Genomic DNA, 21,041 nt, shown 5'->3' on the forward strand with positions numbered 1-21,041 from the left:
GTCCGAACTTGTCGGCTTTATCAAGACTGCCACCGCACACCGGCATCAATTGCTGCAATGGGTGCAATGAGAGCAATGGCAGCAATGTGTGTACAGCAAATATTTGATGCGATCAGAATGCACCACCACCATTGAAAAGAAGAAGCCATTCTCAATCCAACGATTGAATTGCCAACTTCCGATGGACGCCGCTTATTCAATGTGACAGAATGAAACGCCAGCGATGAATGGCCTGAAGTCCTCTGATGATGGCAGTGGCAAATATTGCCATGGCGATCGCAATGACAGGACGAAAAACCGGATGTGCCGCTATTGAGATCCAGAAATCAAATCGTGTTGACTTCGCGCATTTCGGATGGATCGTTTGGTCAATGAACGTCAGAGCGTACTCTTGTCGACCGCACCTCATTTGCACTGGAAGCGCACTACGGCCATTGTCGCCATTCGGCCAATCATTGAATTCAGCTTCTGGCTTTCGAGCCTTACGCTTCTATGAACATCGCCCCGTAGAAGCCAAAAAACCAAGGGCGATTGACAACGGAGATTTATATGCCTTACAAGAAAAGTCAACAAGTCGGCGGTCAGGGTGGAGACGAATTTTCCGATGATCTGACCCAAGTGGTTCGAATTGTGAGGATTTCGATCAGGCACGGAGCCAGAGTCGATGCCATCCAAACCACTTGGCTTCTGACAGACGGAACACAGCTCACTGGTGCACGCCATGGTGGCGGGGGCGGTGAAGAAACTGTGATCGAGTTTGGCAGCAACGAGCACATCGTTACGATACAAGGGCGAAGCGGAAGTCGAATTGATTCCCTGACCATTACCACCAACAAGAAGTCCTACGGCCCCTACGGAGGCGACGGAGGGAAACCCTTCGGCCCCATTCCTGCTGAAGCAGCGGGTGGCTTCTTTGGTCGTTCCGGCACAAATGTTGACGCGATAGGCGTTTTCATTCCAGCGTAGTGTCAAGCCGGTGATGGTGCCATCGCATCAACAAGGCACCGAAACGGACTGGGATGAAGCCGAGGTTTATTCCAGTCCGCTCATCGGCTCTACTGATTCCTGCTGTCAATCAACGCCCCCGCATCCCCATCAAAACCTCAATCGTCACCGTCGTCGCGTCGTCATCCGGCCTTTTGCGATGCGCGATGCCCAACGCCCTTGACAGTGCCGGCCGCAGGGGCCGCGTGGTGATGCGGGGGTCAGGCTGCGGTGCGCCGGCCTCATGGGGCAGCAGCGCGGCGCCGTAGCCCGCTGCCACCAGGCTCTTCATTGCGTCGTTGTAGTTCAGCTCGATGCGTGCCTGCGGCCGGGCGCCGCCTGCGGCAAACCATTCGGCGGTCTGGCGCGACAGCCGGGTGCCACGGTCGTTGGCGATCAGGGGGCGGGCCGCAAGCCAAGCGGGCGTGATGTGCCGCGGCGGCTTCCAGGCGGCCGGGATGAAGGCCAGCACCGGGTCCTGGCGCCAGGCCTGCACCTGCAGCCCGCGCAGCACAGGCTGCGGCAAGGCAACGATGCCGATGTCCAGGCTGCCGGCAGCCAGGCGCGCCAGGGCTTCCTCGCTGGTCATCACCGCCACTTGCACGTCGATCTCGGGATGCCGGGCGGCCAGGGTTTCCAGTGCCTGGGGCAAGAGGTGCGCGAGTGCGCCGGTGGAGGCGCCCAGGCGCACGCGGCCCCCGCGCGTGGCGATCTGGCGCTGCACGGTCTGCAGGAGATCGTCGGCCTCGGCCAGGAGCTGGCGCGCCTTGTCTATCAGCAGGCTGCCCGCCGATGTGGCGGTGACGCCGGCCGGTGCGCGGTGCAATAGACGAGTTCCCAGACGTTCTTCGAGCTGCGCCACATGCAGCGTCACCGTGGGCGGCGCCAGGTGCAGCACCTTGGCGGCGGCGGCGAACGAGCCCAGGTCGGCCACCGTCAGCAGGGTGCGCAGACGGTCCAGATTGATTTCGCGCATGGTGCGGTGTCCCAGGTTGCCAGCAATTCAGGAATCATGAATCCGTAGTTTGTCAGATTCAACTGGCCTGCATGCGGCAGGCGCTGCACCATGCGCTCCACACCCAATCGGAGCAACCCATGACCTCTCTTGTTTTCATCGATGGCGACCAAGGCACCACCGGCCTGCAGGTGCGCGAATGGCTGGCGGATCGGACCGACCTGCGCCTGCTGCAACTGCCGGCCGACCAGCGCAAAAGCACGGCGCACCGGGCCGAGGCGCTCAACGACTGCGACATCGCCTTGCTGTGCCTGCCGGACGAGGCTGCGCGCGAGGCGGTGGCGCTGGTGCGCCGGCCCGGCGTGCGCGTGATCGATGCGAGTTCTGCGCATCGCACCGCGCCGGGCTGGGTCTATGGCCTGCCGGAACTGGAGGCAGGCCAGGCTGAACGCATCGCCCATGCCCGGCGCGTCAGCAATCCCGGCTGCTATCCGACAGGTGCTCTGGCACTGCTCAGGCCCTTGATCGACGCGGGCCTGCTGCCCCCCGACTACCCGCTCGTCATTCACGCGGTATCGGGCTATTCGGGACGGGGCCGCGCAGGGCTGCTGGACCATGAGGGCGCTGCCGCCGCCACTGCCGTGCCCCTGCAGGTCTATGGCCTGGGTCTGCACCACAAGCACGTGCCCGAGATACAGCAGCATGCCGGCCTGGCCCATGCGCCGGTGTTCGTGCCGGCCTATGGCCACTACCGGCAAGGCATCGTGCTGACCATCGCCCTGCATCTGCGGCTGCTGCCCGCTGGTGTGACCGCCCGCAGCCTGCACGCTGCGCTTCAGGCGCGGTACCAGGGCCAGCCCTGCATCGAGCTGCACCCCCTGGAGGAGGACGCCGATGCGCAGCGGCTCGATCCGCGTGCGCTCAATGGCAGCAACCGGATGCGGCTCGCGGTGTTCGGACAGCCGCAGGAAGAGCAGGTGCTGCTGACCGCCGTGTTCGACAACCTGGGCAAGGGCGCCGCCGGTGCGGCGGTGCAGAACCTTGATCTGATGCTCGGGCTGCAGCCGATGCTGCAGCCGGGATGCGATGAATCCCTGAGCCTGGTGTGAGCCTGGTGTGAGCGTGGAGTGAGTGCGGTGTGAGCTGCCGGCCTGGGGAAGACGGGGCAAGATCCGGGCAATCCTGCTTCAAGCCTCGACGCCACAGGCCACCGACAGATAGCTTTTCATGCGCGCGCTGGCCCGCTGCGGGTCGGCCAGCGCACCGCAGGCATCGGCCAGCTCGAACACCTTGGCAAAGTGCACGGCCCCGCGTGCAGACTGCATTGCGCCGGCCATGGAGAAGTGCTTCTGGTGGCCATTGAGCCAGGCCAGGAACACGATGCCTGCCTTGTAATGCCGCGTGGGCGCGCAAAAAATCTCGCGCGACAGCGCCACCGTGGGATCCAGCAGTTCCCGGAAGCGCCCGCTGCGGCCCTGGGCCAGTTCGGCCAGCGCCACGGCCGCCACCGGGGCGATGGGGTCGAAGATGCCCAGCAGGCCGTGGGAGTGGCCGCCCTCACCGGCTGCCGTCCCATCGCCGGCCATGAGTTCGGCGTAGTGGAAATCGTCACCCGTGTACATCTTCACGCCCGCAGGCAGCCTGCGGCGCAGCGCCCTCTCCCATTGCGCATCGAGCAGCGATACCTTGATGCCTTCGACCTTGGGCGCCTTCGCTGCGATCAGCGCGGCGACGGTATCAAGGGCCTGCACCAGGTCCGTACTGCCCCAGTAGCCGCGCAGCGCAGGGTCGAACATCTCGCCCAGCCAGTGCAGCACCACGGGCTGGTCGGCAGCGTCCAGCAGCCGGTCATAGAGTTGCAGATAGTCCTGCGGGCCGCGCGCGGCCTGGACCAGGGCGCGGCTGGCCATGAGGACCACGGGGCAGCCTTCGGCCTGCACCACATCCATCTGCTCGCGGTAGGCCCCCTCGACCTGTGCCAGCGTGACCCCGGGTTGCGCCGCCAGCTGGTCGGTGCCCGCGCCGCAGGCCAGCTGGCCGCCCACTGCCCGCGCATGGCGCGCGCTGCGCTGGATGAGTTCGCGTGCCGATGGCCAGTCCAGGCCCATGCCGCGCTGGGCCGTGTCCATGGCTTCGGCGACCTTGAAGCCCAGGCGGTACAGATGCTCGCGGAAGGCCAGCGTCGCCTCCCAATCGATGGCAGGCGGGCCATCCCAGGGATGCGTGGTTGCCAACGGGTCGATCACCAAATGGGCCGCTGCGTAGACGCTGCGGTTGAAGGCAGGAGCCGGGCCCGCGGGAGCGATGGGACTGGCCTTCATGGCCAGTGGCACGAGACGGCCGTCGCTTCGGGGAAGGAGGATCTGCATGGGGGTCTCCTGCCTCAAGCCAGTCGGCCGAGGATGTGGTCGGCAGCCTTCTCGGCCACCATGATGGTGGGAGCGTTGGTGTTGCACGAGGGGATGAAGGGCATCACGGACGCATCGGCCACGCGCAGCCTCTCCATGCCGATGAGCTGCAGTTGCGGCGTCACCACGCTGTACGGGTCGTGCTCGGGGCCCATGCGGCAGGTGCCCACGGGATGGTGGTCGGTCTTGGCATGGGCGCAGGCGTAGTCAGACAGCTCGGCATCGCTGTCCCGATGTCCGCCCGGCAATACCTCGCCGTGCACGTAGCGCCGCAGCGCGGGCTGGCCCAGCAGCTTGCGCGCAAGGCGCAGGCCCTTGATGGACATGGCCCGGTCATGGGGGTCGGCCCAGTAGTTGGGATCGATCAAGGGCGCCGACGCCGGGTCTGCATCCGCGAGCCGGACCGTGCCGCGCGAGCGGGGGCGCAGGTAGGCCGTGTTCAGCGTCACGCCTGCGTTCTCCAGCCCGGTCATTCCGGCTTCTATGCCCGAGCCCAGCCCCAGATGGAACTGGATGTCGGGCGAGCGCGCGAGCGCATCGGGGTCGGCATACCAGAAGCCCCCGGTCTCGAAGAGGCTGGAGGCGGCCGGCCCTTTCTTGAGCAGCAGGTACTGCAGGCCCGCCCAGGCCGCGTGCCAGGGGCGCTGGTATTTGTCGTAGGTGTGGTCGCCCGTGCATTCGGCGATCACGAACAGGTCCAGGTGGTCCTGCAGGTTGGAGCCGACACCAGGGAGGTCATGCACAGGCGCCAGCCCCACGCTGCGCAGATGGTCGGCAGGGCCTATGCCGGAGTGCATCAGCAGCCTGGGCGAGCCTATGGCGCCCGAGCAGACGATGACTTCGCGGCTGGCGTGCACGCTGAAAGGCGTACGGCTGGTGCCCGAGACCGCCTCCACGCCAACCGCGCGCCTGCCCTGCACCAGCACGCGCAGCGCCTGGGTCTGCAGCTGGACGGTCAGATTGGGGCGGCGCATGCGCACCGGATCGATGAAGCCCGTGGCCGCCGACGCACGGCGCGCATTCCACTGCGTGAGCTGGTAGTAGCCCAGGCCCTGCTGCGCGGCGCCGTTGAAGTCGGGGTTGAAGGGCATGCCCATTTCCTGGCCGGCCTGGAAGAAGGCCTCGCAGATGGGCAGCGGGCTGACGGGGCAGGACACGCCCAGCGGGCCGCCGTAGCCGTGGTACTCGTTGGCAAAGCGCTGGTTGTTCTCCGAACGCTTGAAGTACGGCAGCACGTCGCGCCAGGACCAGCCCGTGGCGCCGCCCAGGCGCTCCCAGTCGTCATAGTCTGCCGGCGCGCCGCGCGTGTACAGCTGGGCGTTGATGGTCGAGCCGCCACCGATGACCTTGGCCTGCGTGTAGCGCAGCACGCGCTGGTTCAGATGCCGCTGCGGCACGGTCTGCCATCCCCAGGAGCCCCGGCCCCGGGTCATGCGCGCAAAACCCGCAGGCCAGTGGTACAGAAGATGCGAGTCCCAGCCCCCGGCCTCCAGCAGCAGCACGCGCACCGAGGGGTCGGCGCTCAGCCGGTTGGCCAGCACGCAGCCCGCCGAGCCCGCGCCCGTGATGATGTAGTCATAGCTGTCCATGGTCATCCTCCTCACAGCCGCGCGATGGAGAGCGCGCCATCCACATGCAGCACCGACCCCGTCGCAAACGCCAGCCTGCCGCTTGCCAGCGCGCTGGCGGCCTGCGCCACGTCCTCGGGCCGGCCCCAGCGGCCCATGGGCACAAGGCCCGCAGCGATCAGGCCGTCGTACCGATCGGCAGCACCCGCCGTCATGGCCGTGCGGACGATGCCGGGGCGCAGCTCGAACACGCCAATGCCGTGCGCCGCCAGGCGCAGCGCGAACAGGCGCGTCAGCATGCCCAGGCCGGCCTTGGACAGGCAGTACTCGCCGCGCTCTACCGACGCCATCTCGCCGCTGACCGAGGACACGGTGACGATGGACCGCGCAGCGCCCGAAGACGCAGCCAGCATGCGCTGCGCCACGGCCTGCGTGAAAAAGAAGCTGCCGCGCAGGTTGGTGGCCATCACCCGGTCGAAGTCCTCGGCGCGGATGTCCAGCAGATCGCCGCGGCGCGGCGATCCCATGCCTGCGTTGTTGACCAGGCAGGACGGCACACCGCCCCAGGCGCAGACCGCATCGAGCACACGAGCGTGGTCGTGCACGTCGGCCAGGTCGCCGCAAACACGCAGCGCACGCGCGCCGCAGGCCTGGATCTGCGCGACGCTGGCGCCGTCACTGGCGCCGTCGTCCTGCAGCGTGGTGATGGCCACGTCAAAGCCGTCGTGCGCCAGTTGCAGCGCAATGGCGGCGCCTATGCCCTGGCTGCCGCCGGTGACCAGGGCCACGGGGCGCCGTGCCGTCGATTGCGGATTCATGGCAGCAGCTCCTGAAGGTGGTGACGCAGGTGACTGCCCACGCGCAGGGCCTGGGCCGCCACGGTCAGCGCGGGGTTGACTGCGGCCGAGGACGGGAAGAATCCCGCATCGACCACATACAGGTTGTCCAGCTCCCAGGCCTTGCACTGCGGGTCCAGCGCCGAGGTGGCCGGATCACTCCCAAGGCGCACCGTTCCGCACTGGTGCGACACCACCTCGGTGCCGAAGCCGCGCGACAGCACCAGCGGGTAGCCGGTGCCGCGCAGTATCTGGGCGCAGCGCGCCACCCAACGCTGGTGGGCGCGCAGGTTGGTGCGGTGCCAGTGCAGGTCGATGGCTCCGTCCGCGCGCAGCGTGACGCGGCTGCTGGGGTGGGGCAGGTCCTCGCTTTGCGCGTACCAGTCCACACTGCGCTCGGCCAGCGCGCTGCGCAGCCACCTCGGGGTGCCCGGCAGGGCGGCACGCAGCATGGGCTCGCGGATCTTTCCCAGCAGTTGCAGGCTGCCCAGCGGCGGGCCGCCCGCGCCGTCGCCAAAATAGAAGTCGTGCAGCGCCAGCGTCTTGGGAAAGCGCGTGCGGTTGCGCCTGAACGGGTGCCATGCCATCAGGGCCGTGGTGTTGTGCGTCATGTAGTGGCGGCCCACCACGTCGCTGCCATTGGCCAGGCCGCGCGGATGCCGCGCATTGGCCGAGCGCAGCAGCAGGGCCGCCGAGTTGATGGCGCCGGCACTGAGCACGAACAGCCCCGCCGTGATGCGGCGCGCCACGCCGCGGTCCACCACCTCCGCCGCGACGACGCGCCGCCCGCCCGCATCGGTGAGCAGGCGCTGAACGTGCACGCCTGTGTGCAGCCGCACATTGCGGTGCGCCAGCGCAGGCCGCAGCAGGCAGGTTTCGGCATCGCCCTTGGCCCCCACCATGCAGGGCACGGCGTCGCAATTGGCGCAGCGCCGGCAGTGCCCGCCCGGTCCCAGGTCGATGGCGCAGGGCATGGGAAACGGCCGCAGGCCCTGGGCACGCAAGCGCTGCTCGATGCGCGAAAGCAGCGGCTCGTGCGGCACCGGGGGATGGGCATAGGCCGTGCTGCGCGGCGGCTCCGTGGGGTCGGCGCCGCCCTGGCCGCGCACGCCGAACAGCTGCTCGGCCAGGGCATACCAGGGTTCGAGATCGGCATAGCGCAGCGGCCAGGCGGGCGAGATGCCCTCCTCATGCTCCACCGCCTCGAAATCGCGCTGCCGAAAGCGCAGCATGGCCGTGCCGTAGAACTTGGTGTGCCCGCCCACGAAATAGAACATGCCGGGCCGAAACGCCCGCCCGCTGGCGTACCAGACCTCGTCGGTCTGGTAGCGTCTTTCGGCGAAGACGGCCTCGATGTCCCAGTTCTGCGCCTCGCGCGGCAGCACCGGGCCGCGCTCCAGCACCCATGCGCTCGCACCGCTGCCCGCCAGTTGCAGGGCCACGGCCGAGCCACCCACGCCCGAGCCGATGATGAGCACATCGCAGTCCAGCCCGTTGTGCGCCATGGCGGTCATGCGATCAGCGCCTGGGTGGCGGCATCGAAGCAGACCAGCCGAGACAGGTCGATCAGCAGGCGTGCCCTGTCCCCGGCGCGCAACGGCGCATCGGGCGGCAGCCGCGCGGTGAACGCATGGCCACCGAGCTTCAGCAGGGCCAGCGTGTCCGATCCGGTGGGCTCCAGCAGTTCGACGCGGGCCTCGGCCAGGCCCTGGCCGGGGGCGGCCGGCACGCCTTCGGGCGCCAGGCCCACGGCCTCGGCACGTATGCCGGCAATGACTTCGCTGCCCGCATGGCCCTGCAGCGCGGTGGCCAGCGGCTGCGGCAGGGGCAGGGACTGGCCGCCGATATCGAGGAAGGGACCGCCCTGCCCCTCACCCGCCCCCTCACCCACGCGCGCAGGCAGCAGGTTCATGCGCGGCGACCCCATGAAGCCCGCCACAAAGGTGTTGGCCGGCCGGTTGTAGACCTGCTGCGGCGTGCCCAGCTGCTGCAGCACCCCGCCCTTCATGACGGCGATGCGCGTGGCCAGGGTCATGGCCTCGATCTGGTCGTGCGTGACATAGATGATGGTGGCGCCCAGGCGCTGATGCAGCTTCTTGATCTCGGCGCGCATGTCCACGCGCAGCTGGGCATCGAGGTTGGACAGCGGCTCGTCGAACAGGTAGAGCTGCGGCTCGCGCGCCAGCGCCCGCCCTATGGCCACGCGCTGGCGCTGGCCGCCCGACAGCTGGCGCGGCTTGCGCCCCAGCAGGTGCTCTATCTGCAGCAGCCTGGACACCTCCTGCACCCGCGCAAGGCGCCGCGACTTGTCCACCTTGCGCATCTCCAGCGGAAAGCCGATGTTGCCCGCCACGGTCATGTTGGGGTACAGCGCATAGGACTGGAACACCATGGAGATGTCGCGCTCGGCCGGCGCCGCGTGGGTGATGTCGCGGCCGCCCAGCGCCAGGCGGCCGCCGCTGGGCGGCTCCAGGCCCGCGATGATGTTCATCAGCGTGCTCTTGCCGCAGCCCGACGGGCCGACGAGGACCAGGAATTCGCCCTCCTGCACGGCAATGCTGATGTCCTGCAGGATGCTGGCCGCGCCGAAGCGCTTGTGGATGCGGTCGAGATCAAGGAATGCCATGGAATGCCTCACTGCAAGATGCTGGGCATCAGCCTTTGACGGCGCCGGCCATCAGCCCGCGCACGAAGAACCGGCCCGACACCAGGTACACGGCCAGCGTCGGCAAGGCCGCGATGAACGCCCCCGCGAAGTGGACGTTGTATTCCTTGACGCCGGTGCTGCTGTTGACCAGGTTGTTCAGCGCCACGGTCAGCGGGTAGGAGCTGAAATCGCTGAACGAGGCGCCGAACAGGAACTCGTTCCAGATGCTGGTGAACTGCCATATCGCGGCCACCACGACGATGGGCAGGCTGTTGGGCAGCAGCACGCGCCACAGCAGCCCGAAGAACCCCGCGCCATCCATGCGCGCCGAGCGCACCAGCTCGGCCGGGAAGGCCGCGTAGTAGTTGCGAAAGAACAGCGTGGTGAAGCCTATGCCGTACACCGTGTTGACGAAGACCAGGCCCTTGAGGCTGCCCGCCAGGCCCAGCGCCCCCAGCATCTTGGCCATGGGGATCAGCACGATCTGGAATGGAATGAAGACCGACAGCAAGATGGCGCCGAACAGCAGGTCCGCCCCCCGGAAACGGAACTGGGTCAGGATGCAGCCGTTGAGCGCGCCCAGGGCCGTGGACAGCAGCACGGATGGCACGGCCACCAGGAAGGAATTGAGGAAGAACGGCCGCAGCCCCGTGGCCTGCACGCCGATCTGCGCCGTGCTCCAGGCGCTGCGCCAGGGCGCCAGCGTCCACTGGCCGGGCAGCGCCAGCAGGTGGCCGCTGCGGATCTCGTCGAGCGGCTTGAACGAATTGGCCAGCATCACATAGACCGGCAGCAGGAAGACCGCCGCCAGCAGGACCAGCGCCGCATACAGCAGCACGCGCCAGGGCTGAAGCCGCCGTGTCACGGACCAGGGTGTGCGCAGCTCAGTCATGGCGACCTCCTGCGCTGCGCATGGCGCCCCAGAGATAGGGCAGGACGATGGCGCCCACGGCCAGCAGCATCAGCACCGAGCTGGCCGCGCCCACGGCCATCTCGTTGCGGGTGAACGAGTACTGGTACATGAACACCGAGGGCAGCCAGGTCGAGCGGCCTGGCCCGCCATTGGTCAGCGCAATCACCAGGTCATAGGACTTGATGGCCATGTGCGCCAGGATCACGAAGGCCGATACGAAAACCGGCCCCAATTGCGGCAGGACGATGCGCCAGTAGACCTGCCAGGTGCGCGCGCCATCGAGCCGCGCCGCATGGATCTGCTCGGAGTCCACCCCGCGCAGGCCCGCCAGGAACAGGGCCATGGCAAAGCCGCTGGTCTGCCACACGGCGGCGATGACCACGCAGTAGATGGCCATGTCGCCGTCCTTGATCCAGCCGAACGCAAAGCCCTGCCAGCCCAGCAGGTGCATGGATTTTTCCAGGCCCACGCCGGGGTCGAGCAGCCATTTCCACGCCGTTCCCGTGACGATGAAGGACAGGGCCATGGGGTACAGGAAGATGGAGCGCAGCACGGCCTCGGCGCGGATCTTCTGGTCGATCAGGATGGCCAGTACCAGGCCCAGCGCCATGGCAATGGCGATGTAGAGGCTGGCGAACACCGCGAGGTTGTTCGCCGAGATCTTCCAGTTCTCCAGCCCCAGCAGCCGCGTGTAGGCAGCGGTGCCGGCCCATTCATGGCGCGGCAGCAGGGTCGATGCCGTGAACGACAGATAGACCGTGAACAGAATGCATCCGTACACGCACACCAGCGTGAGCAGCACGCTGGGGCTGAGCAGCAGCCTGGGGAGCCAGCCGGCCTTCATGGCAGGGTCCTCCATCAGTCGGCCAGGGCCGAGGCCAGCTCGGCCACGGCCCTGGCATCGTCGATCTGGCCGTTGAAGTGGCGCGTGACCACGTCATAGATGGCGTTCTTGGCCGATGCGGCCGTCGCATGGCCCAGCGCAATGGAGCCCAGCATGCTGCGCCGGCCATCGGCCTCGGCCACGTCGCGGATGGCCTTTTTGCCGCATTCGTCGAAGGCCGTATCCGCCACGTCCAGGCGCGCAGGCGCCGCACCCTTGACGACATTGAACGCCGACTGAAAGGCCGGCTCCATGATGGCGGCCGCCAGCTTGCGCTGAGCGGCCGCCTTGCCCGCGTCGGACAGCCTGAACATCACGAACTGGTCGGAGCTGAAGGCCACCATGCCCTGGGTGCCCGGGAAGCGGTAGCAGGCAAAGTCCTTGCCGGGCTGCTTGCCGGCGTTGAGGAACTCGCCCTTGGCCCAGTCGCCCATGATCTGGAAGCCCGCCTTGCCGGCGATGACCATGCCCGAGGCCACGTTCCAGTCGCGCCCCGAAAAATCCTTGTCCACCAGGCTGCGGATCTGCGCCATGCGCTGGAATACCTTGCGCGTGGTCGCCGACCGGATGGTGGCCGGATCGCGCTCGATGAAGGCCTTGCGGTAGTAGTCGGCGCCGCCCGTGGACAGGGCCACGCTGTCGAACACGATGGCCTCCTGCCAGGGCTGGCCGCCATGGGCGATGGCGATGAAACCGGCCTGGCGCACCTTGCGCGCCGCCGCGATGAATTCGTCAAAGCTCGCTGGCTCGGCCGTCACGCCCGCCTGGGCCAGCACCTGCCGGTTGGCCCACAGCCAGTTGGTCGAATGGATGTTGACTGGCGCCGCGATCCAGCGGCCCTGGTAGCGCGAGAATTTCTGCACCTCCTGCGGCACGCTCTTGTCCCAGCCCTCGCGCGCGGCCAGGGCATCCAGGTCGGCGACCACGCCCTGGCCGCCCCAGTCCAGGATGTCGAAGCCCAGCATCTGCACCGCCGTGGGCGGGTTGCCCGAGGTCACGCGGGCGCGCACCGCCGTCATGGCCGCCTCGCCGCCGCCACCGGCCACGGGCATGTCGTTCCAGCGCACGCCCTGCTTTTCCAGCCCGCTCTTGAGCAGGTTCAGCGCGGCGGCCTCGCCGCCAGCGGTCCACCAGTGCAGGACCTCGACGCTCTGACCGGCCATGGCGGCCGGCGGTGTGGCAAGGGCCATGGCCAGCGCCATGGCAGTCAGTGGCCGCTTCATGCCGTGTCTCCTTCGTGGATGGGCAGATACCAGTGGCTGCGCGCACCCAGGTGCATGTGCAGGGTCTTGGCCTGGGTGTAGTCCTCGGCGGCACGGCGGCCCAGCTCGCGGCCCAGGCCGCTTTGGCGGTAGCCGCCGAAAGGCAGCTCGGCATGGCCTTCGAGGAAGGTATTGACCCAGACCGTGCCGGCCTTGATGCGCCGCGCCGCCGCCAGGCAGGTGCTGAAGTCACGGCTCCAGACGGCGGCCGACAGGCCGTAGAGCGTGGCGTTGGCCAGGTCGATCGCATCGTCCAGGTCCTCGAAGACCAGCACCGCGAGCACGGGCCCGAAGACCTCCTGCCTGGCAATGGCCATGTCCGGCGTCACGCCGGCCAGCACCGTGGGCTCCACATACAGGCCTGGGCGCGCCATGCGGCCGCCCCCCAGCACCACGCGGGCGCCGGCCTGGCACGCGGCCTCGATGTGGGTGAGGATGGCGTCCAGCTGGCGCTGCGTGGTGATGGCGCCCACCTGCACGCCCTGGTCCAACGGATCGCCCACGCGCACCTGCCGCGCGCGCTCGGCCACGGCGGCCACGAAGCGCTCGGCGATGGCCGCCTGCACCAGCACGCGGCTGCCGCTGTTGCAGCACTGGCCGGCATTGAAGTGCATGCCCAGCACCGTGGCATCGACGGCCGCCTCGAAGTCGCAATCGGCAAAGACGATCTGGGGGTTCTTGCCGCCCAGCTCCAGGGACAGCTTCTTGAGGGTCTGCGCCGAAGCTGCGGCCACCTTCCGGCCTGTTTCCGTGGAGCCCGTGAAGGACAGCATGTCGATGTCCGGGTGCGCGGCCAGGACCTCGCCGACAGCGCCACCGCCGCCTGGCAGGATGTTGACGGCACCGGGCGGCAGGCCGGCGTTCATGAGGATCTCGCCCAGCATCAGCGTGGTGGCCGATGTTTCCTCGGCCGGCTTGACCACGGCCGTGCAGCCGGCGGCCAGCGCAAAGGGCAGCTTCTGGCTGACGATGAGCAGGGGAAAGTTCCAGGGCGTGACGATGCCGACCACGCCCAGCGGCTCGCGCAGCACCACACCAAGCGTCTCCTCGCCCAGCGTGTCATAGCTGTCGCCATGCAGGTTGCGCGCCAGTGCGGCGGCGTAGTGCCACAGGTCGGCTGCCGCGCCCACCTCGTCCAGCGACTGGTCCAGCGGCTTGCCGGTCTCCAGCGTCTCCATACGCGCCAATTCCTGCCTGCGGTCCAGCAGGCATTCGGCCACGGCACGCAGCACGCTGGCGCGCTGCGCACCCTTCATGCGGGGCCAGGGCCCGTGGTCCGCAGCGCGGCGTGCTGCGGCAATGGCACGCGCGGCATCGGCCCGGCCGGCCCGCGCATGGATGCTGGCCACGGTGCCGTGGGCCGGGGAGCGGCGTTCCAGCGTCGCGCCGTCGGCCGCATCGGCCCAGGCGCCATCGATGAGCAGCCGGCCATGGAACGGGGGCCTGTGGATGAGGCCGGCCGTGGCCCCTGCATTCACTGCAGTTGCATGGGCTGGAGGCGGGTTCGCGGCAGTCATGGTGGCGGTCTCCTTGGGTGGTTCAGGGGGCAAGGGCGGAACGGCGAATCGGCAGGTCGGCAGGTCGGCAGGTCGGCAGGTCGGCAGGTCGGCGCAGATTCAGCGGCCCAGGTAGCGCGGCACGCGCTTTTCCTTGAAGCTGAGCAGGCCTTCGGCTGCATCGGCCGTGCTCGCGGCCAGGGCTGCGGCCATGGCTTCCAGTGCGGCGGGTGCGTCTTCGCCGGCGGCGGCATTGATCAGTTGCTTGGTCAGCTGCAGTGCCACGGGCGCCTGGCCTGCCATGTCGTGGGCCAACGCAGCAGCGCGCAGGCCCAGTTCGCTGGCCGGCACCCGTTCATGCACCAGCCCGCAGGCCAGCGCCTGATCGGCGGACAGCCGCACGCCGCCCAGGGCCAGGTACTTCGCGTGGCCGGGGCCGATCAGCCGCACCAGCCGCTGCGAGCCGGACCAGCCGGGACAGGTGGCGATCGATGCCTCTGGCAGCGCGAACTGCGCCGTATCGACGGCGATGCGCACATCGCTGGTGATGGCCAGCTCCAGCCCGCCGCCGAACGCATGGCCGTTGAGCGCCGCAATCACGGGCTGGCGCAGCCGCGCCCACCGGTCGAACACCTGGTGGCCACGGCGCACCCACTGCCGCCACATGTCCAGCGGCTGCAGCGCGGCCCAGGCATGGATGTCGGCGCCCGCGCAAAAGGCCCTGTCGCCACGGCCGGTCAGCACCACGGCACGGATGGCGCCATCGGCCTCGATCTCGCGCGCCATGTGCTCCAGTGCGTCGAGCATGCAGGGGGTCAGCGCGTTCAGCCGTGCGGGCCGGTCTATCGTGACCTGGGCCACGGGGCCCTGGCGCACCAGTTGAACCAGGGTCTCAGCCACGGCGGACCTCCCGGGCCTGCAGGGCCAGGCCAAAGGGCGCATCGTGGAACAGGCGCTCATCCATTCGCCGCAGGTCGGGCGCCACCTGCAGCGCCATGCCGGCCTGCTCCAGCACATCGCGCTGCAGGTCCACGCCGGGCGCGATCTCGCGCACGACCAGGCCCTGGTCTTCGAGGTCGATGACGCAGCGCTCGGTCACATAGCGCACCCGCTGCCCGCGCTGGCGCCCGACCAGGCCGCTGAAGCTGATGTGCTCGGCCGTGCCGACGAACTTGCGCGTGCCGCCCTCCTCGAGGATGTCCAGCCGCCCGTCGCCCACGCGCAGCCTGGCGCCGGCCGTGAAAAGTCCGCAGAAGACGATGCGCCGCGCATGGGCCGTGATATCCACAAAGCCGCCGCAGCCGGCCGTCAGATAGGGCCTGGCCCCCAGCCGCGAGACATTGACGCTGCCATCGCCATCCACCTGCAGGAAGGACAGCAGCGTCACATCGAAGCCCCCACCCTGGAAATAGGTGAACTGCTGGGGCGAGGCCACGATGGCATCGGCATTGGCCGCGCAGCCAAAGGCAAAGCCCAGTAGCGGCATGCCGCCGACGGCGCCCTGCTCTATCACCCAGGTCACCTCGCCATGCAGGCCCTCTTCGAGCAGGATGCGCGGCACATTGGCCGCAATGCCAAAGCCCAGGTTGGCGGCATGCCCGTGCGCCAGTTCCATGGCGGCGCGGCGCGCAATCACCTTCTCGGGCCCCCAGGCCTGGGGCTCGAAGCCGGACAGCGGTTGCGCAACCTCTCCGCTGATGGCCGGGTCGTACACCGTCTGCGTGGTCTGCCACTGATCGGCATCGACCACCACATGGTCCACCAGATGGCAGGGGACGCGGACATCGTGCGGCCTCAGGTGGCCGGCCCTGACGATGCGCTTGACCTGGGCGATGACGATGCCGCCGTTGTTGCGTGCGGCCATCGCCTGCTCCAGCGCGCCCAGCAGCGCGCCTTCGTGCTCATAGCCCAGGTTGCCGCGCTCATCGGCCGTGGTGGCGCGCAGGACGGTCACGTCGGGCGCCACAGCGGGAAAGAACAGCCAGTCGCGCCCGTCGAAATGCTGCAGGCGCACTACCGGATGGCGGCTGGCCGGCTCGTTCATCGCGCAGCCCTGCTGTGCGGGATCGACAAAGGTGCCCATGCCCGCCTGGGTCAGCACGCCCGGGCGCCGCGCAGCGGCCTCGCGGTGCATGTCGAACAGGATGCCGCTGGGGATGTTGTAGGCCTGGATCTGGTTGTCCACCACCATGCGCCAGATCGCAGGCATGGGCAGCGAGGACGGGCCGCTGGGATACGAGCCGGCCAGGACACGCGACAGCAGCCCGGGCCGGGCCAGATGGTCCATTCCCTTGATGCCGTACATATCGCCGGCCGCAATCGGGTGCAGCGTGGTCAGGTTGCGCGGAGCACCCTCGCGTTCGAAGCGCTCGCCAATGGCGGCCAGCACCTTGTCGGGGCAGCCCAGCCCGCTGGACGAGCTCACGCTGACGATGTCGCCGTCGCGCAGCAAGGCTGCAGCCTGTGCGGCGGTGATGTGCTTGCTCATGCGGCCGCCCCCCGTTCCCGTGCAAGGGGATTGGCTATGGGCACGGCCCGGCCCGTGCGGCAGGCCTGGGCCATGGCCACCGCCGCCGCCAGCGAGCGCGCGCCATCCTCGCCGGTGGCGGCAGGCAGGCCTTCGCCACGCAGCGCGGCGCAGAACGCGGCCACCCCATGCGCGTAGAGACCGTGGTGCTCCACGGCAATGGCCTGCTCGCCGGCCCCATTGCGCAGCAGCACCTCGCCGCCCGGCCGCTGCGTCATCACATCGCGCCCGATGAGCGAGCCCGAGGTGCCATGGATCTCGATGCCGGTTCCCGCATGCGCCACGGTGAATGCCGCATGCAGTTGCGCCAGCACGCCGTTGTCCAGCCGCAGCACGGCCATCACGCCGTCCGCCACGCCGTTGCGGGACAGCGGTCCTTGCTGCTCCAGCGCCACCGCCTCCACCGGCTCAGCCCCCAGGATGAAGCGCAGCGCATCCACGTCATGCACGCCGATGTCGAGGATCACGCCACCGGCCTCGGGCCGCTCCAGCCGCCAGCCCTGCACAGAGGGCGGCAGCTCGATGGCGTGGAAGACGCGCGCAAACAGCGGCTGGCCCACGGCGCCATCGCGCACCAGCTCGCGCATCCTGCGGTGCGTTGCCGCGTTGCGCAGGTGGTGGTTGGTGCCCAGCACCACGCCTGCGGCCCGGCATGCCCTCACCATGTCCAGCGCCTGCTGCACGGTCAGCGCCAATGGCTTCTCGCACAGGACATGCTTGCCGGCCGCTGCCGCAGCAAGGACCTGGGCGTGGCGCAATTCGTTGTCGGCGCTGACGTAGACCACCTGGACTGACGGGTCGGCCAGCATGGCGGGCACCGAGTCGTAGGCGCGGGCAATGCCCTGCTCGGCAGCAAACTGCGCCGCGCGCTTTGCACTGCGGCTGGCGACCGCCGCCACCGTGTGCCCGCGCTGCGCGCGGATGGCACCGATCATGTGATCGGCAGCAATGGTGCTGGCCCCTATCAATCCCCAACCGACCTCGCTCATGGTCCCCTCCCTGTATTGATGATTTCTATTGGAACGTTCTAATTGATTATTGGAACGTTCCAAAAGAAGATCAAGCACAATCGCGCCGACCCAGGGAAAACACCGAACCATGATGAACAAGCCCCCTTCCGTGCGCGCCGTGACCATCCTTGACGTGGCGGCTGCGGCCCAGGTCTCCAAATCAACGGTGTCGCTGGTGCTCAAGGGCAGCCCCCTGATTCCGGCCGAGACATCGGAGCGCGTGCGTGCAGCGGCAGCGCAGCTCGGCTACGTCTACAACCGCCGCGCCGGAGAGCTGCGGCGCCAGTCGTCCAACATGGTCGGTGTCGTGATCAACGACCTGATGAACCCCTTCTTTGCCGAGGTGCTGGCGGGGCTTGAGCGCAGGCTGGCCGATGCCGGCTTCATCACGCTCATGGCCCACACCAGCGAAAGCCTGGAGCGCCAGCAAAAAGTGCTGACCACCATGCGCGAGCACAACGCGGCCGGCATTGCGCTGTGCCCGGCGCTGGACACGCCGGCCTCGCTGGCGCAGGACCTGCAGTCATGGGGCATTCCCCTGGTGGTCATGATCCGCACGCTGGGCGAGGGAAGCTACGACTTCGCAGGCGCCGACAACGCCCATGGCGTGATGGCGGCCACGCGCCACCTGCTCGCGGCCGGGCATCGCCGCATCGGTTTTCTGGGAGGGCTGGACGGCCTGATGCTGGAGCAGCGCCTGAGCGGCTGCAGGGCCGCCTTTGCCGATGCGGGCCTGGCTTTCGATGAAGATCTGGTTTTCTCCGCCAGCCCCACGCGCACGGGAGGGCATGACGCCATGCGCAGCCTGCTGGCCGCGCAGCCAGCCATCAAGGCGGCCATCTGCTACAACGATCTGGTGGCCTTTGGCGCACTGTCTGCCCTGGACGAAAACGGACTGCGCGCAGGCAAAGACTTCGCGCTCATGGGCTTCGACAACGTGTTCGATGCCGCGCATTCCCATCCCCCCCTGAGCACGGTGGACGTGCGCCCCGCCGAGCTTGGCGAACAGGCTGCCACCTTGCTGCTGGCACGCATGGCCCATCCGGGCCAGCCCCGCCAGCAGTTGTTGGCCAGGCCCAAGCTGGTGCTGCGCCAGTCAGCCTGAAGACTGCGGCGCGGTCGGAACTGGCCCGGATACCGACTGGCTCCACCGCGCTGAGCGGGATGCGCTCTGGCCTGCCGGCTTTTGATGAACCAGGCTCATGGTTTCATGAGATAAGACCACTTTACTTCATCGATTGCCGTCCATAACATCCGCACCTATTGCTTGCCCGCAGTTTTCGGCAAGGGCATGAATCAGGTCGCAGATCACAATGAACCAAGAACTCAGCTTCCATCTCAAGCGCATTCGTTTCGATGAAGACTATCAACCATCGGACAGCACGCGAATTACCACCAACTTTGCCAATCTGGCCCGTGGCGATTGCCGGCAGCAGAACCTGCGCAACACGCTGAGGATGATTGACAACCGCTTCAACGACCTGGCCCACTGGGACAATCCCACGGGAGATCGCTACTCGGTGGAGCTCGAGATCATCTCGGTCGAAATGGGAATTGGCGCCAGAAACGGCCTTGGTGCGTTTCCGTTGATCGAGATATTGAAGACCAGCATCCTCGACAAGAAGAACCACAAGCGCATAGACGGCATCGCAGGGAACAATTTCTCCTCCTACGTGCGCGACTACGATTTCAGCGTTGTGCTTGCGGAGTACAACGCCAACCGATCCGAATTCGGCACCCCCGATGATTTTGGCGACTTGCATGGGAAGCTGTTCAGGCAATTTTCCAGCTCAGGCACCTACAGGCAGCACTTCGACAAGCCGCCCGTCATCTGTATCAGCGTGTCCACCAGCAAGACCTACCAGCGCACCGGAAACCGGCACCCCATACTGGGCATCGAGTATCGGCAGAGCGAGTTCTCCTCGACCGACCGGTATTTCGAGAAGATGGGAATGCAGGTTCGCTTCTTCATGCCTCCAAATGGCGTTGCGCCACTGGCCTTCTACTTTCACGGCGACCTGCTGAACGACTATACGAATATCGAGCTGATCGGCACGATCAGCACCATGGAGACCTTCCAGAAGATTTATCGCCCCGAAATCTACAACGCGAATTCTGCAGCCGGGATGCTCTATCAACCCAGCCTGAAGAATCACGATTACTCGTCGACGCAGATTGTCTATGACCGGGAAGAGCGCAGCCAGTTGGCTGTCAAGCAGGGCAAGTTTGCAGAGCAGCACTTCATCAAGCCGTACAAGAATGTGCTTGAGCAATGGGCTGCCGATTTCGCCCTGTAGCCACCCGCCGCCATGCCTGCCATGGCACCCAATCCGTGGCGGGCCGGGAAAACCGTCCCGGAGCACGCCCGCCATACCCCTGTTTGATTTGAAGGAATTCCCAGATGTTCGAAACCTCGATCGCCGGCAGCCTGCCCAAGCCCGCCTGGCTGGCTGAAACCAACAAGCTCTGGCCCCAGTGGAAGGCCGAAGGCGATGCGCTTCGCCAGGCCAAGGCCGATGCAACCCTGCTGTGGATCAAGGCCCAGGAAGACGCAGGCCTGGACATCGTGTGCGACGGCGAGCAGTCACGCCAGCACTTCGTGCACGGCTTCCTGGAGCAGGTCGAGGGCATCGACTTCGAAAACAAGGTGAAGATGGGCATCCGCGACAACCGCTACGACGCGATGGTGCCGCAGGTGGTGTCGGCCCTGCGCCTGAAGGGACGCGTGCATGCCTTCGAGGCACAACTGGCACGCGCGCACACCAGGAAGAAGCTGAAGTTCACGCTGCCCGGCCCCATGACCATCGTCGACACCGTGGCGGACCGCTTCTATGGCGACAGGGTGAAGATGGCCTTCGCTTTCGCCGAGCTGCTCAACCAGGAGGCCCTGGCGCTGCAGGCCGACGGCGTGGACATCATCCAGTTCGACGAGCCCGCCTTCAACGTCTACATGAAGGACGCCGCCGACTGGGGCGTGCAGGCGCTGGAACGTGCGGCGCAGGGCCTGACCTGCACGACGGCCGTGCATATCTGCTATGGCTACGGGATCAAGGCCAATACGGACTGGAAAAGCACCCTGGGCGATGAATGGCGCCAGTACGAGACGGTGTTCCCCGCGCTGGCCAAGAGCCGCATCGACCAGGTGAGCCTGGAGTGCATCCACTCCCACGTGCCGCCCGACCTGATGAGGCTGCTGGCCGGCAAGGACGTGATGGTCGGCGTGATCGACGTGGCCAGCGACGTGGTCGAGACCCCCGAAGAGGTGGCCGACACCATCGGCCGGGCGCTGGAGTTCGTGCCGAAGGAGCGGCTGTTCCCCTGCACGAACTGCGGCCTCGCACCCATGGGCCGCGACGTGGCGTGGCGCAAGCTGCAAGCGCTGGCAGCAGGCACGCGGCTGGCAAAGGAGCGGTTGGCGGCTGCGTAAGTCGCGCCCGGCCGCCACGCCGGGCTACCCAGGGCTGCGATGGATCTGCAATGCGGCAGAACAAAAACCCCAGCGCACCCTGCATCAAAGGGCTTGTTCGTCCGGACCGGGCCAGCCCCGCCAGC

General features: G+C 67.5%; 18 protein-coding genes. 5 read left to right on the forward strand and 13 right to left on the reverse strand.

Going from position 1 to position 21,041, the window contains the following annotated elements; translation table 11 throughout:
- Positions 1-549 precede the first annotated feature (549 nt).
- Positions 550-966 (forward strand): jacalin-like lectin, encoded by a 417-nt coding sequence (locus tag ACF8ME_RS07160; protein ID WP_074922946.1) that lies wholly within the window; start codon positions 550-552, stop codon positions 964-966.
- 109 nt (positions 967-1,075) lie between these two features.
- On the opposite strand, the gene ACF8ME_RS07165 is transcribed toward ACF8ME_RS07160, so the two are convergent.
- Entirely contained in the window at positions 1,076-1,960 is an 885-nt protein-coding gene (locus tag ACF8ME_RS07165; protein WP_017407463.1) for a LysR family transcriptional regulator, read from the reverse strand.
- Positions 1,961-2,079: 119 nt separating this feature from the next.
- Between ACF8ME_RS07165 and argC the strand changes: the two genes are divergently transcribed.
- On the forward strand, positions 2,080-3,048 hold the full coding sequence (argC, locus tag ACF8ME_RS07170; RefSeq protein WP_392415846.1) for an N-acetyl-gamma-glutamyl-phosphate reductase: 969 nt from the start codon (positions 2,080-2,082) through the stop codon (positions 3,046-3,048).
- A 78-nt stretch (positions 3,049-3,126) separates the two neighbouring features.
- Here argC and ACF8ME_RS07175 read toward each other — a convergent pair whose 3' ends face one another.
- From ACF8ME_RS07175 to ACF8ME_RS07230, 12 genes are all read right to left on the reverse strand, one after another.
- Positions 3,127-4,308 carry a dihydrodipicolinate synthase family protein gene (locus tag ACF8ME_RS07175; protein ID WP_392415848.1) on the reverse strand — a complete coding sequence of 394 codons (1,182 nt, stop codon included), beginning with the start codon at positions 4,306-4,308 and terminating at the stop codon, positions 3,127-3,129.
- A 14-nt stretch (positions 4,309-4,322) separates the two neighbouring features.
- Positions 4,323-5,936, reverse strand: a complete 1,614-nt coding sequence (locus ACF8ME_RS07180; protein WP_392415850.1) for a GMC family oxidoreductase — start codon at positions 5,934-5,936, stop codon at positions 4,323-4,325.
- An 11-nt stretch (positions 5,937-5,947) separates the two neighbouring features.
- Positions 5,948-6,733: a 3-ketoacyl-ACP reductase gene (locus tag ACF8ME_RS07185; RefSeq protein WP_392415851.1), complete on the reverse strand. Its 786-nt coding sequence runs from the start codon at positions 6,731-6,733 to the stop codon at positions 5,948-5,950.
- Positions 6,730-8,265 (reverse strand): GMC oxidoreductase, encoded by a 1,536-nt coding sequence (locus ACF8ME_RS07190; protein WP_392415852.1) that lies wholly within the window; start codon positions 8,263-8,265, stop codon positions 6,730-6,732. The genes ACF8ME_RS07185 and ACF8ME_RS07190 overlap by 4 nt, the downstream gene beginning before the upstream one ends.
- On the reverse strand, positions 8,262-9,377 hold the full coding sequence (locus ACF8ME_RS07195) for an ABC transporter ATP-binding protein (RefSeq protein ID WP_209668904.1): 1,116 nt from the start codon (positions 9,375-9,377) through the stop codon (positions 8,262-8,264). Before ACF8ME_RS07195 ends, ACF8ME_RS07190 begins: the two co-directional genes overlap by 4 nt.
- A 28-nt stretch (positions 9,378-9,405) precedes the next feature.
- Positions 9,406-10,290 carry a carbohydrate ABC transporter permease gene (locus ACF8ME_RS07200; RefSeq protein WP_016446302.1) on the reverse strand — a complete coding sequence of 295 codons (885 nt, stop codon included), beginning with the start codon at positions 10,288-10,290 and terminating at the stop codon, positions 9,406-9,408.
- Positions 10,283-11,155 carry a carbohydrate ABC transporter permease gene (locus ACF8ME_RS07205; RefSeq protein WP_082001472.1) on the reverse strand — a complete coding sequence of 291 codons (873 nt, stop codon included), beginning with the start codon at positions 11,153-11,155 and terminating at the stop codon, positions 10,283-10,285. The genes ACF8ME_RS07200 and ACF8ME_RS07205 overlap by 8 nt, the downstream gene beginning before the upstream one ends.
- 14 nt (positions 11,156-11,169) lie before the next feature.
- Positions 11,170-12,417: an ABC transporter substrate-binding protein gene (locus ACF8ME_RS07210; protein ID WP_209668902.1), complete on the reverse strand. Its 1,248-nt coding sequence runs from the start codon at positions 12,415-12,417 to the stop codon at positions 11,170-11,172.
- Positions 12,414-13,973 carry an aldehyde dehydrogenase family protein gene (locus ACF8ME_RS07215; protein WP_392415856.1) on the reverse strand — a complete coding sequence of 520 codons (1,560 nt, stop codon included), beginning with the start codon at positions 13,971-13,973 and terminating at the stop codon, positions 12,414-12,416. Before ACF8ME_RS07215 ends, ACF8ME_RS07210 begins: the two co-directional genes overlap by 4 nt.
- 99 nt (positions 13,974-14,072) lie before the next feature.
- A complete protein-coding gene (locus ACF8ME_RS07220; protein ID WP_043791169.1) occupies positions 14,073-14,852 on the reverse strand; it encodes an enoyl-CoA hydratase/isomerase family protein in 780 nt (259 codons plus the stop codon).
- Positions 14,845-16,440 carry an acyl CoA:acetate/3-ketoacid CoA transferase gene (locus ACF8ME_RS07225; protein ID WP_046985419.1) on the reverse strand — a complete coding sequence of 532 codons (1,596 nt, stop codon included), beginning with the start codon at positions 16,438-16,440 and terminating at the stop codon, positions 14,845-14,847. Before ACF8ME_RS07225 ends, ACF8ME_RS07220 begins: the two co-directional genes overlap by 8 nt.
- Complete coding sequence (locus ACF8ME_RS07230; protein ID WP_392415859.1) at positions 16,437-17,468, reverse strand: Gfo/Idh/MocA family protein; 1,032 nt, start codon at positions 17,466-17,468, stop codon at positions 16,437-16,439. Before ACF8ME_RS07230 ends, ACF8ME_RS07225 begins: the two co-directional genes overlap by 4 nt.
- A gap of 109 nt (positions 17,469-17,577) precedes the next feature.
- On the opposite strand from ACF8ME_RS07230, the gene ACF8ME_RS07235 reads away from it, so the two are divergent.
- From ACF8ME_RS07235 to ACF8ME_RS07245, 3 genes are all read left to right on the forward strand, one after another.
- A complete protein-coding gene (locus tag ACF8ME_RS07235; protein WP_016446309.1) occupies positions 17,578-18,594 on the forward strand; it encodes a LacI family DNA-binding transcriptional regulator in 1,017 nt (338 codons plus the stop codon).
- A gap of 208 nt (positions 18,595-18,802) precedes the next feature.
- Positions 18,803-19,786 carry a DUF1852 domain-containing protein gene (locus ACF8ME_RS07240; RefSeq protein ID WP_016451520.1) on the forward strand — a complete coding sequence of 328 codons (984 nt, stop codon included), beginning with the start codon at positions 18,803-18,805 and terminating at the stop codon, positions 19,784-19,786.
- A 104-nt stretch (positions 19,787-19,890) separates the two neighbouring features.
- On the forward strand, positions 19,891-20,916 hold the full coding sequence (locus ACF8ME_RS07245; RefSeq protein WP_016446311.1) for a methionine synthase: 1,026 nt from the start codon (positions 19,891-19,893) through the stop codon (positions 20,914-20,916).
- The last annotated feature ends 125 nt before the right edge of the window (positions 20,917-21,041 follow it).

The sequence above is a fragment of the Delftia sp. WSY_7 genome (assembly GCF_043104845.1).
Lineage (GTDB): Bacteria > Pseudomonadota > Gammaproteobacteria > Burkholderiales > Burkholderiaceae_C > Comamonas > Comamonas tsuruhatensis.